The organism is Pseudomonas sp. FP2294 (genome assembly GCF_030687625.1).
GTDB classification, from domain to species: Bacteria; Pseudomonadota; Gammaproteobacteria; order Pseudomonadales; family Pseudomonadaceae; genus Aquipseudomonas; species Aquipseudomonas shahriarae.
Map to the genome: position 1 here is coordinate 4,656,690 of NZ_CP117441.1, position 15,440 is coordinate 4,672,129.

The window sequence follows — 15,440 nt, forward strand, 5'->3', positions numbered from 1 at the left end:
AGGGAATACTTGAATACCGATCAACCGACAGCGACTGCCTGTCGATCGGTAGGGCTAAGCAATAAGCCGATGCATACTGATCAACAGGTCGCCTTTACGGCGTAACGCGTGGCTCGTGATCGAACACCACGGTGTAGTTGGTGGTGAACAGGCCTGCGTCGGTGTCGGCTGGCTTGGCGGCCACAACCACCATGTCGGCCTGGGTGCCCGGGGTGGAGCTGGCGTCATCCACGACTTCCAGTGGCGAACCGGTCAGGGTCACGCCGTTGAAGGAGGTGGTCAGGGGGATGGAGGACGTGCCGTTGCTCAGGGATGCCGGGCCGCCTTCGATGTAGGCCTTGATCGAACCGTCAGTATTTTTTACCGCGTAGGTGGCACGGATCTGGCTCAATTGGCCAGTGACGGTGTTGTAGGACATGGTTTCATCCTTACCGAAATCCGGATCCACCGGCTGGGCGTGGAACTGTTTGGTAGGAATGGTTGCCTTGATGTTGATGACACTGGTGGCTTCACCGGCAGCAAACACGCTGGAAGAGCCGATAGCCAACAAGACCAGTGGCAGGACGAAAGCAGTTTTTTTCAGCATCGTTAAATACCTGTTGTCACTTTAAGTAAGTTAAAGATTCGACTCGATCGAAACTTCATGACGCGCCACAAGCCCAACTCCAAGTTGAGTCCTAAGACGCAAGTAAATGATCTGCCGATTCCAACTTCAGGTAAGCCAGCTATTTCCGTGTAGCGCGTAGTTATCAAACCCTCTATGCAGGCAGAAAAAATCCTGAAAACTCAATAAGTCACGTATTACCTGTCATCCCGGTAATACAGGCAACATTAGTTCGGCTTACCTATATAAGACATCGTTCCGTAAGAAATGGAGTACACGAATAGCTATAGCTAAGCAGAACTTACTTTAGAGCAAAAACTCCACAATGCCATTTAAACCGACCATTTATAAATCGGCCTGTGGTGCCGGTGATAGCACCCGGGGTTGGCGCCCTACCGTTCGTCAGAAGGCATTGCTCGAGTCATAAGATATATCTTACGTTATGTCTTAGACACCCACAGAGAGCATGACAATGAGAGACCATCATTCCCACCGTGAACCCGGTGACGGCCGCGACGGCTTCGAGAAACGCCCAGGCCGCGAGCGCGGTGGCCGGGGGCCCCGGGTCTTTGCCCCGGGCGATCTGAAAATCCTCCTGCCGGCGCTGATCGCCGAACAGCCGTGCCATGGCTACGACCTGATCCGCCAGATCGAAGGACTGTTCGACGGCGCCTATAGCCCCAGCCCCGGGGTGATCTACCCCACCCTGACCTTCCTCGAAGAAAGCGAGTTGATCAGTGGCGACGCCGAAAGCGGGAAAAAACGCTACACAATCACCGACGCCGGACGTCTCTTCTTGAGTGAACAGAAAATTGCCCTGGACGGTGTGCGCATGCGCATCGACGTCAGCAAGCGTTCGCTGCGCGGCCACGACCGGCCACCCGAGATCCACGAGGCGGTGCACAACCTGCGCCATGCCTTGCAACTGCACCACGGGCGCTGGAGCCCGGAAGAAATCACGCGTGTTGCGGGGCTGCTCAACAGCACCGCCCAAGCCATTGTGGATGGCCCGGCCGTCCAACCTGTACAGGGGAAAAGTGAATGAACAAGCCCGTCATCCACCGCGTCACCCACGAGATCAAACGCCGCCGCCTGCAGGTATTGCGGGTGGTCGATATCACCCCGCGCATGCGCCGCATCACCCTGGGTGGCGAGCAACTGGCCGGGTTTATCAGCCTGGGCAGCGATGACCATATCAAGCTGCTGTTCCCGCAGAACGCCGCCGAACTGGCCGCGCTGCAAAGCCCGACCTTCACCATCAAGGGCGAGGGCCCACAACCGGCGATGCGCGACTACACACCACGGCGTTTCGACCTGGCCCTCGGGGAGTTGGATATCGACTTTGTGCTGCACGGCGACGGCCCGGCGTCGACCTGGGCCGAGCAGGCTGCCGTCGGCCAACACCTGTACATCGGCGGGCCACGGGGCTCGATGATCGTGCCGGATATCTTCGACAGCTACCTGCTGATCGGCGACGAAACCGCAATCCCGGCCATTGCCCGGCGCCTGGAAGAACTGCCGGCGGGGCGCAAGGTGCTGGCGGTGATTGAAATTGCCGATGAGCACGAAAAGCAGGCGCTCGATAGCGCGGCGGATGTGGAAGTGATCTGGGTGATGCGCGGGGTCGATGACCTGCTGGCCACGGTGGAGCACCTGCAGCCACCGGCCGGGGCGCTGTATGCCTGGGTGGCTACCGAGACCAAGCTGTCACGCCAGGTTCGGCGGGTGCTGCTGGATAAGCACCAGCTCAACGACGAGTTCGTCAAGGCCGTGGGCTACTGGCGAGCCCAGGGCAGCGACGAAGAATAGGGCTCACTCGGTCAAAATGTGGGAGCGGGCTTGCCCGCGATTGCGCTGTATCAGTCGGCACATTTGCTACTGACCCACTGCAATCGCGGGCAAGCCCGCTCCCACATTAGTCCTTCGTTACCTTGGGGATCTTGTCCAGCCCCACTATCGCCAACGCCACCGCCACAAACCCCAGCAATATCCCCCCCGCATTCATAAACACCTGTGGATATCCCAAGGTGTCGACATCAATAAACGGGTACTGATACTGCCCCAGCATATGCCCGCGCAGCAGCACGTACACGAAATACAGCAACGGGTAGATCGCCCAATAGCCGATGTGCCTGAGGCGCAACGTCCCCTTGGGCACACACCGCCACCAATACCCCAGGAACAGCAGCGGCATCACATCGTGGAGCAATTCGTCGGCGATAAACTGCCAGCCCTCGGGGCTCCACAAATGCCGCAGCAGCAGGCTATACGCCAGCCCCACCACGACGATACTCACCGCTATCCCGCTGCTGACCGCAGGCTGCAGGAAAAAGCGGCGCCCGGCTGAAGGGCGATTCACCAGTGCATAACTGAGCACCACCGCCGCCAGGGTGTTGGTCAGCACCGTGAAGAAGCTGAAGAAACTCACCAACCCACCCAACAGGCTGGCATCGGCCATCCAGCGTGAGTAGAGGACCAGGTACTGCTGGATCGCCAGGCCCGCCCAGCCGGCCAGCGCCGCTGACGCGATAAAGCGCTTCATGGGATCAGTCCAGCGGGCGTTTGGTGCGCATCAGCTTGACGTACAGGCCTTCGACTTTCTCCCGCGCCCACGGGGTCTTGCGCAAAAAGGTGAGGCTGGACTTGATGCTCGGGTCGTTCTTGAAGCAGCGAATATCAATGCGCTCGGCCAGGCCTTCCCATTCGTAATGCGCCACCAGTGCAGTGAGCACCTGTTCCAGGGTAACGCCGTGCAGGGGGTTGTTATTCGATGCGGTCATGCCGGGCCTTTGCCAAGTAAATAAAGAGGAAGCCGCGCACCTTAGCCGAGAGGCCAGGCAGGCGGAAGCACCGTGTTCACTATAGCCGTTGAAAAAGTTCCGCTTCCCGGACGAAAAAGAGATGTTATATTGTAACCATTCATATCAAACCTTCTCTGCTTTGCCAAGGAACCCCCGATGTCCCTCTCCCCTCTCTGGCGCCTGACGCCGCTGGCCGCCGCCCTGCTGATCGGCACCCAGGCCCACGCCCTGGAACTGCAACCCCAAGTCATCACCGGCAACCCGCTGGGCAGCCAACAACTGGCCTCGCCCACCACAGTGCTGGAAGGCGATGACCTGACCCTGCAACAAAAAGGCAGCCTTGGCGAAACCCTGAACAAGCAGCCGGGGGTGTCGTCGTCGTACTTTGGCCCTGGCGCCAGCCGCCCGATCATCCGTGGCCAGGATGGCGACCGCATCCGCATCCTGCGCAATGGCGTCGGCGCGCTGGATGCCTCGTCGTTGTCTTATGACCATGCGGTGCCGCTGGACCCGGTCAATGTCGAGCGCATTGAGATCGTCCGTGGCCCGGCCGCCCTGCTCTACGGCGGCAGCGCCATCGGCGGCGTGGTCAATACCTTCGACAACCGCATCCCCACCGAAGCCATCGAAGGCATCCATGGCGCGGGCGAGTTGCGCTACGGCGCCGCCGACACCACCCGCAGCAGCGCCGGTAAGCTGGAAGCCGGCAACGGCAGCTTCGCCCTGCACCTGGATGCCAGCGCACGGCAATTCAACGACCTGAAAATCCCCGGTTACGCCCGCAGCCGCCATGCCCCGCAAAGTGAAAACGGCCCCGGCAAAAACGGCCGCCTGGGCAACAGCGATGGGCGTCAGGACAGTGGCGCAGTGGGCGGTTCCTACACTTGGGACGACGGTTACGCCGGGCTGTCCTACAGCAACTCCGACAGCAACTACGGCTCGCCCGCCGAACAGGATGTGCGCATCCGCATGCAGCAAGAGCATTACGCCTTTGCGTCCGAAATCCGCAACCTGCAAGGGCCGTTTACCTCGGTCAAACTCGACGCTGGCTACACCGATTACGAACACCGGGAAATCGAAGGCGGCGAAACCGGTACCACTTTCAAGAACAAAGGCTATGAGGCGCGCATCGAAGCACGGCACCAGCCGATGGGGCCTTTCGACGGCATCGTCGGTGCCCAGGTCAGCCGTAGCGAATTTTCCGCCCTGGGCGAGGAAGCCTTCGTACCGCAGACCGAGACCAATGCCGGCGCGCTGTTTATCCTCGAAGAAATGCAGGCCACCGAGCGCCTGAAACTGAGCCTGGGCGGGCGCCTGGAACACACCACTGTCGACCCGGACGGCAAGGGCAACGAGCGCTTTGCCAATGCCAACACCTCCAGCAGCTTCACCGCTGGCAGCCTGTCATCGGGCGCGGTGTATACCCTCACGCCCATCTGGTCGCTGGCCGCAACCCTGGGCTACACCGAGCGCGCGCCGACCTTCTACGAGCTATACGCCAACGGCGCCCACGTCGCCACCGGCACCTATGAAGTGGGCGACGCCAAGTTGTCCAAGGAAAAAGCCGTGGCCAGCGACCTGGCCCTGCGCTTTGACAATGGCACGCACAAGGGCAGTTTTGGCGTGTTCTACAGTCACTTCTCCAACTACATCGGCCTGCTGAACAGCGGTCGCACCTTGAATGACGAAGGCGAAGAAGACGCCGACGGCATCCCGGAATACACCTACTCCGGCGTACGCGCACGTTTCGTTGGCTTCGAAGCCCAGGATCACTGGAAACTTGGCGAAAGCGCCTACGGCAAATTTGCCCTGGAACTGTCGGGCGACTACACCCGCGCCACCAACCTGGAGACCGGCGAAGCCCTGCCCCGTATTGCGCCGCTGCGCCTGAACAGTGGCCTGCTGTGGGAACTGGATCGCTGGCAGGCGCGCATTGATGTCGAGCATGCTGCTGGCCAGGGTCGGGTGCCGAACAACGAAAGCGGCACCGACGGCTACACCACATTGGGCGCCAGCGCCGGCTATCGCTTCAACCTGGGTGGCAGCCAGTGGCTGGCATTTGTTGACGGCGAGAACCTGACCAACCAGACCGTGCGCTACGCCAGCTCGATCCTGCGCGATATCGCACCGGCACCGGGGCGCAGCGTGCAGGTAGGCCTGCGCACGACCTTCTGACAGACAGGGATGTTCAACCTGTGGGAGCTGTGTGTTGTCTAGCCAAACTCGTGCTGCAGACAAGCTCCCTTGTGGGAGCGGGCTTGCCCGCGATAGCGGTGGGTCAGCCAGCCTTTCCGGTGCTGACCCAACGCTATCGCAGGCAAGCCAGCTCCCACATCAAATTGTGTTGTCTAGCCAAACCCGTACTGCAAACGAGCCCCCCCTGTGGGAGCGGGCTTGCCCGCGATGGCGGTGGGTCAGCCAGCCTATCCGGTGCTGACCCAACGCTATCGCAGGCAAGCCAGCTCCCACATCAAGTTGTGTGGTCTAGCCAAACCCGTGCTGTAAACGAGATCCCCTGTGGGAGCGGGCAAGCCAGCTCCCTCACTGCTTTGCGGTCTCTGCGCCGACTGTTACCAAATCCGAAATAATCCATCTTGCGATTAGCCCTTTCTCTCCCCGTGCCGGCGCTTTATCCTTGTCGGCAACAACCTGAAACGTTTCATCTGCCACCCAAAAACCTGATGCGCGCCCGCCCTGCCGGTCGCCGTTTGCGTACTAAAACCAAAAACTATTAAGACCTGCCCTTGCCTATGCCTGCTTTCCCAACACTGCGCCTGTGCGCTGCGCTGCTGCCTTTGTGCCTGATCACCTGTGCCCAGGCCGCCCCTGCCTTTGACCGCGAGTCACCGTGGATGCTGGGTGATTTCGGCGGTTCCCGGACAGCGCTGTCTCAACAAGGCTACGACTTCAAGATCGACTACACCGGCGAGATGGGCAGCAACCTGCATGGCGGCTCGGACCATGACCGCACCGCCCGCTACAGCGACCAATGGGCCTTCGGCAGCCACCTGGACCTGCAGAAGATCCTCGGCTGGCACGACGCCGAGTTCCAACTGACGATCACCGAGCGCAGTGGCAATAACATCAGCAATGACCGCATCAACGACCCACGGGTCGGCGGTTTTACCTCGTCCCAGGAAGTCTGGGGCCGTGGCCAGACCTGGCGCCTGACGCAGATGTGGTACCAGCAGAAATTCTTCGACCAAAAACTGGATATCAAAGCTGGGCGTTTTGGCGAAGGCGAAGACTTCAACAGCTTCCCCTGTGACTTCCAGAACCTGGCGTTCTGCGGCTCCCAGGTGGGCAACTGGGTCGGTGGCATCTGGTACAACTGGCCCGTGAGCCAATGGGCGCTGCGGGTCAAATACCACCTGACGCCCGAGTTGTACGCGCAGGTCGGCGCCTATGAACAGAACCCGTCCAACCTCGATCGCGGCAATGGCTTCAAGCTCAGTGGCAGCGGCACCCAGGGCGCCCTGCTGCCGGTGGAGCTGGTGTGGACGCCAACGTTCCATGGCCTGCCGGGCGAATACCGCGCCGGTTACTACTACAGCAGCGCCAAGGCCAGCGATGTCTACAAGGACCGCTACGACCAGCCCGCCGCCGTCAGTGGCGAGGCCTATCGCAGTGCCTCCAGCAAGCACGGTGTGTGGCTGGGCGTGCAGCAGCAGGTCACCCGCCTCGCCAGCGACAACAGCCGTGGCTTGAGCGTGTTCGCCAACGCGACGATGCACGATAAGAAGACCAACGCTGTGGATAACTATGTGCAGGCCGGGGTGGTCTACAAAGGCCCGTTCGATGCCCGCGCCCAGGACGATATCGGCTTTGCCGTGGCCCGCGTGCACGTCAACCCGGCCTATCGCAAGAACGCCCAGGCCAGCAACCAGGCCCGTGCGGTCTACGACTTCGACGACGCCGCCTACCTGCCGGTGCAAGACACCGAATACAGCGCCGAGCTCTATTACGGCGTGCATGTCAGCAACTGGCTGACGGTGCGCCCGAACCTGCAATACATCCGGCATCCGGGGGCCGTTGCCCAGGTGGATGACGCGCTGGTCGGCGGGATCAAGCTGCAAGCGTCCTTCTGAATCGCAATAAACGCAATGAGACCTGAACCAAGCCCGCGCGCAAACGTCATCTACAGTGAACAAGCGCGGGACTACTTTAAACGTCACGGAGAATCACACTATGAGCACTGATGGTGCTTCAAGCCCAAGCCGCCTGCTGCCCAGGCTGCTGGGGATCTTGCTGCTGATCATGGGCCTGGCCTTGTTGGCCGGGGGCGTCAAGCTGAGCATGCTCGGCGGGTCGCTGTACTACCTGCTGGCCGGTATCGGCATCACTCTGACCGGCGTCCTGCTGCTGGCTACGCGCCGCGCGGCGCTGGGCCTGTACGCTGTGGTGCTGTTCGCCAGTACGGTGTGGGCTCTGTGGGAAGTCGGCCTGGACTGGTGGCAACTGGTGCCGCGCCTGGCCCTGTTGTTCGGCCTGGGCATCGTCATGCTGCTGCCGTGGTTCCGCCGTCCCCTGCTGCGTGGCCAACCCGCCCCGCTGGGCACCGGCGCGCTGAGCGTAGCCGTGGTACTGGCCGGCGCAACCGCCGTGGCCAGCCAGTTCACCAACCCCGGTGAAATCAAGGGCCAACTGGACCGCGACGCGGTACCGGGCATGACCAATGCCGCGCCGGCCCAGGCCGATGGCGACTGGAATTCCTATGGCCGTTCGGGTTTCGGTGATCGTTACTCGCCGCTGGCGCAGATCACCCCGGAAAATGCCCACAAGCTGGTGCCGGCCTGGACTTATCGCACCGGCGACCTGCCTGGCCCGGGCGACCCTGGTGAAACCACTGCGGAAAACACCCCGCTGAAAGTCAACGGCATGCTCTACGTGTGCACACCGCACAGCCAGGTGATTGCCCTTGATCCGGATACCGGCAAGGAAATCTGGCGTTTCGACCCTAAGCTCTCGACGCAGAAAGCCGAGAACTTCAAGGGTTGGGCGCATATGACCTGCCGTGGCGTGTCGTATCACGATGACGCGGCCTACGCCGCCACCGAGCAAAGCCCGGCCACCGGCGCCGCCACGCCAGCCGCCAATGCCTGCCCGCGCCGCATTTTCCTGCCGACCGCCGACACCCGTCTGATCGCACTGAACGCCGACACCGGCAAGATGTGTGAAGACTTCGGCGACAAAGGCCAGGTCGACCTGGGCGCCAACATTGGCACCTTCGCCCCCGGTGGTTACTACTCCACCTCGCCGCCCGCCATCACCAAGAACCTGGTGGTCATTGGCGGTCACGTCACCGATAACGTCTCCACCGACGAACCAAGCGGCGTAATCCGCGCGTTCGACGTGCACACCGGCAAGCTGGTGTGGAACTGGGACAGCGGCAACCCGGACGACACCACGCCGATTGCCGAAGGCAAGACCTACACCCGCAACTCGCCCAACATGTGGTCGATGTTCGCCGTCGATGAAAAACTCGGCATGCTCTACCTGCCGATGGGCAACCAGACCCCGGACCAGTTCGGTGGCTACCGCACCCCGGCTTCCGAGCTGCACGCTGCCGGCCTGACCGCCCTGGATATCGACACCGGTAAAGTGCGCTGGCACTACCAGTTCACCCACCATGACCTGTGGGACATGGACGTGGGCGGCCAGCCAAGCCTGATCGACATCAAGACAGCGGCCGGCGTGAAGCAAGCCGTGATGGCCTCGACCAAGCAAGGCAGCATCTACGTGCTGGACCGTGCAACGGGCGAGCCGGTGGTGCCGATCAACGAAATCCCGGTACCGCAAGGCGCAGTGGCAGGCGATCACACCTCGCCGACCCAGCCCAAGTCCGACCTCAACTTCATGCCACCGCCCCTCAAGGAACGTGACATGTGGGGCGTGACCCCGTTCGACCAAATGCTCTGCCGGATCGACTTCAAATCCCTGCGCTACGATGGCCCGTTCACCCCGCCATCGCTGCAAGGTTCGATCGTTTACCCCGGCAACTTCGGCGTGTTCGACTGGGGCGGCATCTCGGTTGATCCGGTGCGCCAGATTGCCTTCGTCAACCCAAGCTACATGGCGTTCAAGTCGACCATGATCCCGGCAGAAAAAATCGCCGCCATGGGCCCGCGTGTCAGCGAGACCGAAGGTGTGCAGCCGAACAAAGGCACGCCTTATGGCGTGGTCCTGGAAGCCATGCTCTCGCCAATGGGCCTGCCATGCCAGGCACCGGCCTGGGGTTATGTGGCCGCCGTGGACTTGACCAACAACAAGACCATCTGGATGCACAAGAACGGCACCGTGCGTGACAGCTCGCCAGTGCCCATCCCCCTGAGCATGGGTGTGCCAAGCCTGGGCGGGGCCTTCACCACCGCCGGTGGCGTGTCCTTCCTCAGCGGTACCCTCGACCAGTACCTGCGTGCCTATGACGTGAAAAACGGCAAGCAACTGTGGGAAGGCCGCCTGCCTGCAGGCGCGCAAACCACCCCGATGACCTACACCGGCAAGGACGGCAAGCAGTACGTGCTGGTCGTGGCGGGCGGTCATGGTTCCCTGGGAACCAAGCAGGGTGACTATGTGATGGCGTTCAAGCTGGCGGATTAAGCGACAGCGGCAACAAAAAAACCCCGGAATTCCGGGGTTTTTTATTTGAAATACAACTCAAATGTGGGAGCTGGCTTGCCTGCGATAGCGCTGGATCAGTTGGCATATGTTGCACTGACCCACCGCTATCGCAGGCAAGCCACTCCCACACAAGCCCTCTCCCACATTTTGACCGCGCCGGCCCCGTCACACCGTACTGCGATCCCGGCGCATCCACATCTCAAAGGCCATGGCATTCAACGGCCGGCTGATCAGGTAGCCCTGGGCGGTGTCGCAATTCCATTGCTTGAGCAGCCTCAGGCTGGGTTCGAACTCCACCCCTTCGGCCACCACCTTGAGCCCCAGGTTGTGGCTCATCTCGATGGTCGAACGCACGATCACCGCGTCACCACTGGTGCTGTCGAGGTTGCGCACAAAGGACTGGTCGATCTTCAGCTCCTGCACCGGCAGGCGCTGCAACTGGGCCAGGGACGAGTAGCCCGTGCCGAAGTCGTCCACCGACAGGCTGATGCCACAGCCGCGCAGTTGCTCGAGGATGCGCAAGGCCTGTTCCGGGTTGTGCATGATCGCGCTTTCGGTGATCTCGAAAATCAACTGCCCGGCCAGCACCCCGTGCAATTCCAGCAGTTCGGTCACCCGCGGCGCCAACCCTTCGTCGCCGAGGTCGTCCACCGAAATGTTCAGCGACAGCTGCACCTCCAGCCCGCGCACGCTCCACTCTGCCAACTGGCGGATCGCCTCTTCGATCACCCAGTGGGTCAGGCTGGCCATGCTGCCGGAGCGTTCGGCCAGGGGGATGAATTCGACGGGGGACACCAGGCCCAGGGTCGGGTGCTGCCAGCGCAACAGTGCCTCGGCCTGGCGCACGTAGCCGTGGCGCAGGTCGAGCTTGGGTTGATAGCACAGGAACAATTCGTCTTCGATGGCGGCGCGGCGCAGGTCGCGGATCAGGCTGATCTGGCGTTGATGGGCAAGGTCGCGATCTTGTTGATAGATCTGCAGATAGCCGGGCAGCGCGGCCGCATCGTGGCGCGCAATGGCCGCGCGGCTGATCAGTTCTTCGACCTGCTGGCCATCTTCGGGGTAGGCGGCAATGCCCATGCTCACTTCGTGGCGCAGTTCATCGACACCCACCCGCTGCGGCTCGGTCAACAGGCTGTACAGGCGGTCGGCGCGGGCCACGGCGCTGTCGAGCTTGGTGTTTTCCAACAGTACCAGAAATTCGCTGCCGGTAATGCGCGCCGCCGAATCCCCGGCCGCCAGGCTCGACAGCAGGCAGCGGCTGGCTTCGCGCAACATTTCCTCGACCCCTTGGGGGCCAAAGCCTTCGTTGATCACCCGGTAGTTTTCAATCCCCAGGTACAGCAACACAACCGGGCGCCGCGCACTGATCGCACTGCCCAGGCGCTCCATGGCCAGGGCGCGGTTGGGCAGGCCGGTCAGCGCATCGTGCAGGGCATTGTGCGCCAGTTGCCGCTCGCGCACGGCGATGCCGCTTTGCATGGCATTGAAGGCACGGGCCAGCAGGCCGAATTCATCCTTGCCGCGCACCGCCACTGGCGTGCGGTAATCCCCGCCACCAATGCGCTCGGCTGCCTGCACCAGGGCATCGAGCGGGCGCGACACGCGGCGCGCCATCAACAGCGCACCCACCAGCGAGACCAACAGGGCCGCGAGGGCGATGCCGAGAAATTGCCGGTCCAGCGGCGCAAAGGATTGCAGGGCGTGGTCCAGCGGGCTTTGCAGCAAGGCCATGACTTGCCCGCCATCGCCGGTGTTGGCCAGGGGCAGCACCTGGCTGAGAAAACGCTGGCCGTGAAACTCACTCATTTGTGCCAGCGCCCTGGGAGGCGACGCCTGTAGCGCCTCGATAATGGCCGGGCGATCGGTCACGGGCTGGGTGCTGAACAAGGCCCCCGGCTGGCCCTTGTCCACGCTCATGAACGACACCTCCAGGTTGCTCAGGGAGCGCAACTCGGCGGCGAACTCCTCATCCATGGAAAAGCCCATGACCACCCGCGCAATGGGCAGCGGGTCCAGCACATCTTCCTGGACCAGCAAAAAAGGCTGGCCGGCCAGGGAGACGACGAGCATTTGCAGGGAATTGCGCCGAGCCTGACGCAGCGCCTCGGCGTAGGGAAAGACTTGCTGCGCCGACACGTCAGCCAGGGTGCTGACGATGACCTGCCCATCCAGCCCCAGCACAAACACCTCACTGGAACGGATGCCGCTGCCCTGCCGGTGCAGGGCCGCGAGGATCGCCGCCGGCTGGCCCTCAGCGACGGCGCGACGGAACTGTTCGTCCACCGTCAGCCAGTCGAGGCCGTATTGCAGGCGCCGCCCGCGCAGGTCCAGCAGGCGCTCGAACACTCGGCTGCCGGTCTCCAGTTGCACCAGGGCCTGATTTTCCACGGCCCGGGTGGTGGCCACTTTCACGGCAAAATACACCGCGCCCACCACGACCAGCAGCAGCAACGCCAACACCCCCGCCAGCCGCGCCTGGAAGGCGTGGCGCCATTTCATCCGCTTGCCTCCTGGCAGCGTGCCCACGCCCCAGCTCAAGCGCCCTTTTGTCATACGCATCCCTCGCGACTGGCGGCCCGGTGTCAAATAAATGCCCGTTCATACCGGGCATTTGGAAAACCCAGATTAGCCTTCGCCGGGCAGAAGTAAACCTAATAAATACGGGAGGTTGGCTGACATTATTTTGACGACAGATCGCCGTCTAAACCGCGCAGGCACCCCAAAAATCGCCACCGATTTGCTGAAGGGGGACTGCGGTGACGTCGTAAATGTCATGCAATTTGTTGCTAACCACGCCGGGCCATTGAAACCACCGCTCACCTGCCCCATCTAACCTCCATACTTCACTGTGCAGGTGCCCCATGAGCGACCAGCAAGAATTCCCCGATATCGACCTCAACGACTACGCCGACCCCGAAAACGCTGAAACTCCGTCGTCCAACACCGGCCTGGCCCTGCCTGGGCAAAATCTGCCGGACAAGGTCTATATCATCCCGATCCACAACCGGCCGTTCTTCCCGGCGCAGGTGTTGCCGGTGATCGTCAATGAAGAGCCCTGGGCCGAGACCCTGGAGCTGGTGAGCAAATCCGACCACCACTCCCTGGCGCTGTTCTTCATGGACACGCCGCCCGAAGACCCGCGGCATTTCGATACCTCTGCCCTGCCGTTGTACGGCACCCTGGTCAAGGTGCATCACGCCAGCCGCGAAAACGGCAAGCTGCAGTTCGTTGCCCAGGGCCTGACCCGCGTGCGCATCAAGACCTGGCTCAAGCACCACCGCCCACCGTATCTGGTGGAAGTCGAATACCCGCACCAGCCCAGCGAGCCGACCGATGAGGTCAAGGCCTACGGCATGGCCCTGATCAATGCGATCAAGGAACTGCTGCCGCTCAACCCGCTGTACAGCGAAGAGCTGAAGAACTACCTCAACCGCTTCAGCCCCAACGACCCGTCGCCCCTGACCGACTTCGCCGCCGCGCTGACCTCGGCCACCGGTAACGAGTTGCAGGAAGTGCTGGACTGCGTGCCAATGCTCAAGCGCATGGAAAAAGTGTTGCCGATGCTGCGCAAAGAGGTGGAAGTCGCGCGCCTGCAAAAGGAAATCTCCGCCGAGGTGAACCGCAAGATCGGCGAGCACCAGCGCGAATTTTTCCTCAAGGAACAACTCAAGGTGATCCAGCAGGAGCTGGGGCTGACCAAGGACGATCGCAGCGCCGACGTCGAACAGTTCGAGCAGCGCCTGGAAGGCAAGGTGCTGCCGGCCCAGGCGCAGAAACGCATTGATGAAGAGCTGAACAAGCTGTCGATCCTCGAAACCGGCTCGCCGGAATACGCGGTCACGCGTAACTACCTGGACTGGGCGACCTCGGTGCCGTGGGGCGTGTATGGCGAGGACAAACTCGACCTCAAACACGCACGCAAAGTCCTGGATAAACACCATGCGGGGCTGGACGACATCAAGAGTCGCATCCTCGAGTTCCTCGCGGTCGGCGCCTATAAAGGCGAAGTCGCCGGTTCCATCGTGCTGTTGGTAGGCCCGCCGGGTGTGGGCAAAACCAGCGTCGGCAAATCCATCGCCGAGTCTCTGGGGCGGCCGTTCTACCGTTTCAGCGTCGGCGGCATGCGCGACGAGGCCGAAATCAAGGGCCATCGCCGCACCTACATCGGCGCCCTGCCGGGCAAGCTGGTGCAGGCGCTCAAGGATGTGGAGGTGATGAACCCGGTGATCATGCTCGACGAGATCGACAAGATGGGCCAGAGCTACCAGGGCGACCCGGCGTCGGCCCTGCTGGAGACCCTCGACCCGGAACAGAACGTCGAATTCCTCGATCACTACCTGGACCTGCGCCTGGACCTGTCCAAAGTGCTGTTCGTGTGCACCGCCAACACCCTGGACTCGATCCCCGGCCCGTTGCTGGACCGTATGGAAGTGATTCGCCTGTCGGGCTATATCACCGAAGAAAAAGTCGCCATTGCCAAGCGTCACCTGTGGCCAAAGCAGTTGGAAAAAGCCGGCGTGGCCAAGAACAGCCTGAGCATCACCGATGGCGCCCTGCGCGCGCTGATCGACGGCTATGCCCGTGAAGCCGGGGTGCGCCAGTTGGAGAAGCAACTGGGCAAGCTGGTGCGCAAGGCGGTGGTCAAGCTGCTGGATGAGCCGGACTCGGTGATCAAGATCGGCAACAAGGACCTGGAAAGCTCCCTGGGCATGCCGGTGTTCCGCAACGAGCAGGTACTGTCGGGCACGGGTGTCATCACCGGCCTGGCCTGGACCAGCATGGGCGGCGCGACCTTGCCGATCGAGGCGACGCGTATCCACACGCTCAATCGTGGGTTCAAGCTCACCGGGCAGTTGGGTGAAGTGATGAAGGAATCCGCCGAAATCGCCTATAGCTACATCAGCTCCAACCTGAAGTCGTTTGGCGGTGACCCGAAGTTCTTCGACGAAGCCTTCGTGCACCTGCACGTGCCGGAAGGCGCCACGCCCAAGGACGGCCCGAGTGCCGGGGTGACCATGGCCAGTGCGCTGCTCTCGCTGGCGCGCAACCAGCCGCCGAAAAAAGGCGTGGCCATGACCGGCGAACTGACCCTGACCGGGCACGTACTGCCGATTGGTGGCGTGCGCGAGAAGGTGATTGCGGCGCGGCGCCAGAAGATCCATGAACTGATCCTGCCGGAGCCCAACCGGGGCAGCTTTGAAGAATTGCCGGAGTACCTCAAGGAAGGCATGACGGTGCACTTTGCCAAGCGCTTTGCGGATGTGGCGAAGGTGTTGTTCTGATAGATCTGTAGCGTTGGCACTGGCCTCATCGCGGGCAAGCCCGCTCCCACATTTTGATATGTGAACACATTCAAGTGTGGGAGCGGGCTTGCCCGCGATGGCGTCAGCCGCCTCAACACAAAACCCTGC

At 61.9% G+C, this 15,440-nt stretch carries 10 protein-coding genes; 6 read left to right on the top strand and 4 right to left on the bottom strand.

Going from position 1 to position 15,440, the window contains the following annotated elements:
• Window positions 1–94: 94 nt before the first annotated feature.
• Window positions 95–586 carry a CS1 type fimbrial major subunit gene (locus PSH73_RS20875; RefSeq protein ID WP_057958565.1) on the bottom strand — a complete coding sequence of 164 codons (492 nt, stop codon included), beginning with the start codon at window positions 584–586 and terminating at the stop codon, window positions 95–97.
• A 490-nt stretch (window positions 587–1,076) separates the two neighbouring features.
• Between PSH73_RS20875 and PSH73_RS20880 the strand changes: the two genes are divergently transcribed.
• Together PSH73_RS20880 and PSH73_RS20885 are read left to right on the top strand one after the other, a co-directional pair.
• Window positions 1,077–1,649, top strand: coding sequence for a PadR family transcriptional regulator (locus PSH73_RS20880; RefSeq protein ID WP_305461296.1), 573 nt, complete (start codon window positions 1,077–1,079; stop codon window positions 1,647–1,649).
• On the top strand, window positions 1,646–2,413 hold the full coding sequence (locus tag PSH73_RS20885; RefSeq protein ID WP_057958563.1) for a siderophore-interacting protein: 768 nt from the start codon (window positions 1,646–1,648) through the stop codon (window positions 2,411–2,413). The genes PSH73_RS20880 and PSH73_RS20885 overlap by 4 nt, the downstream gene beginning before the upstream one ends.
• A gap of 106 nt (window positions 2,414–2,519) precedes the next feature.
• On the opposite strand, the gene PSH73_RS20890 is transcribed toward PSH73_RS20885, so the two are convergent.
• Together PSH73_RS20890 and PSH73_RS20895 are read right to left on the bottom strand one after the other, a co-directional pair.
• Complete coding sequence (locus tag PSH73_RS20890) at window positions 2,520–3,146, bottom strand: Pr6Pr family membrane protein (RefSeq protein ID WP_115128923.1); 627 nt, start codon at window positions 3,144–3,146, stop codon at window positions 2,520–2,522.
• 4 nt (window positions 3,147–3,150) lie between these two features.
• Window positions 3,151–3,384, bottom strand: coding sequence for a VF530 family DNA-binding protein (locus PSH73_RS20895; protein ID WP_057438302.1), 234 nt, complete (start codon window positions 3,382–3,384; stop codon window positions 3,151–3,153).
• Between the two features lie 177 nt (window positions 3,385–3,561).
• On the opposite strand from PSH73_RS20895, the gene PSH73_RS20900 reads away from it, so the two are divergent.
• The 3 genes from PSH73_RS20900 to PSH73_RS20910 all read left to right on the top strand — a co-directional run bounded on the left by PSH73_RS20900 (window position 3,562) and on the right by PSH73_RS20910 (window position 10,005).
• A complete protein-coding gene (locus tag PSH73_RS20900) occupies window positions 3,562–5,580 on the top strand; it encodes a TonB-dependent receptor (RefSeq protein ID WP_120734101.1) in 2,019 nt (672 codons plus the stop codon).
• 575 nt (window positions 5,581–6,155) lie between these two features.
• Window positions 6,156–7,493 carry a carbohydrate porin gene (locus PSH73_RS20905; protein ID WP_115128925.1) on the top strand — a complete coding sequence of 446 codons (1,338 nt, stop codon included), beginning with the start codon at window positions 6,156–6,158 and terminating at the stop codon, window positions 7,491–7,493.
• A gap of 100 nt (window positions 7,494–7,593) precedes the next feature.
• Window positions 7,594–10,005: a glucose/quinate/shikimate family membrane-bound PQQ-dependent dehydrogenase gene (locus PSH73_RS20910; protein ID WP_169989494.1), complete on the top strand. Its 2,412-nt coding sequence runs from the start codon at window positions 7,594–7,596 to the stop codon at window positions 10,003–10,005.
• A 186-nt stretch (window positions 10,006–10,191) separates the two neighbouring features.
• Here the strand turns inward: PSH73_RS20910 and PSH73_RS20915 are convergent, their stop codons facing one another.
• On the bottom strand, window positions 10,192–12,528 hold the full coding sequence (locus PSH73_RS20915) for a bifunctional diguanylate cyclase/phosphodiesterase (RefSeq protein WP_057958558.1): 2,337 nt from the start codon (window positions 12,526–12,528) through the stop codon (window positions 10,192–10,194).
• A 362-nt stretch (window positions 12,529–12,890) separates the two neighbouring features.
• Here PSH73_RS20915 and lon point away from each other — a divergent pair, with 362 nt between their 5' ends.
• Entirely contained in the window at window positions 12,891–15,311 is a 2,421-nt protein-coding gene (lon, locus tag PSH73_RS20920; protein WP_057438296.1) for an endopeptidase La, read from the top strand.
• The last annotated feature ends 129 nt before the right edge of the window (window positions 15,312–15,440 follow it).

Bases quoted from the DNA above. Each gene is read 5' to 3' on its own strand.
- PSH73_RS20875 (WP_057958565.1), bottom strand. From the start codon at position 586: ATGCTGAAAAAAACTGCTTTCGTCCTGCCACTGGTCTTGTTGGCTATC.
- PSH73_RS20880 (WP_305461296.1), top strand. From the start codon at position 1,077: ATGAGAGACCATCATTCCCACCGTGAACCCGGTGACGGCCGCGACGGC.
- PSH73_RS20885 (WP_057958563.1), top strand. From the start codon at position 1,646: ATGAACAAGCCCGTCATCCACCGCGTCACCCACGAGATCAAACGCCGC.
- PSH73_RS20890 (WP_115128923.1), bottom strand. From the start codon at position 3,146: ATGAAGCGCTTTATCGCGTCAGCGGCGCTGGCCGGCTGGGCGGGCCTG.
- PSH73_RS20895 (WP_057438302.1), bottom strand. From the start codon at position 3,384: ATGACCGCATCGAATAACAACCCCCTGCACGGCGTTACCCTGGAACAG.
- PSH73_RS20900 (WP_120734101.1), top strand. From the start codon at position 3,562: ATGTCCCTCTCCCCTCTCTGGCGCCTGACGCCGCTGGCCGCCGCCCTG.
- PSH73_RS20905 (WP_115128925.1), top strand. From the start codon at position 6,156: ATGCCTGCTTTCCCAACACTGCGCCTGTGCGCTGCGCTGCTGCCTTTG.
- PSH73_RS20910 (WP_169989494.1), top strand. From the start codon at position 7,594: ATGAGCACTGATGGTGCTTCAAGCCCAAGCCGCCTGCTGCCCAGGCTG.
- PSH73_RS20915 (WP_057958558.1), bottom strand. From the start codon at position 12,528: ATGAAATGGCGCCACGCCTTCCAGGCGCGGCTGGCGGGGGTGTTGGCG.
- lon (WP_057438296.1), top strand. From the start codon at position 12,891: ATGAGCGACCAGCAAGAATTCCCCGATATCGACCTCAACGACTACGCC.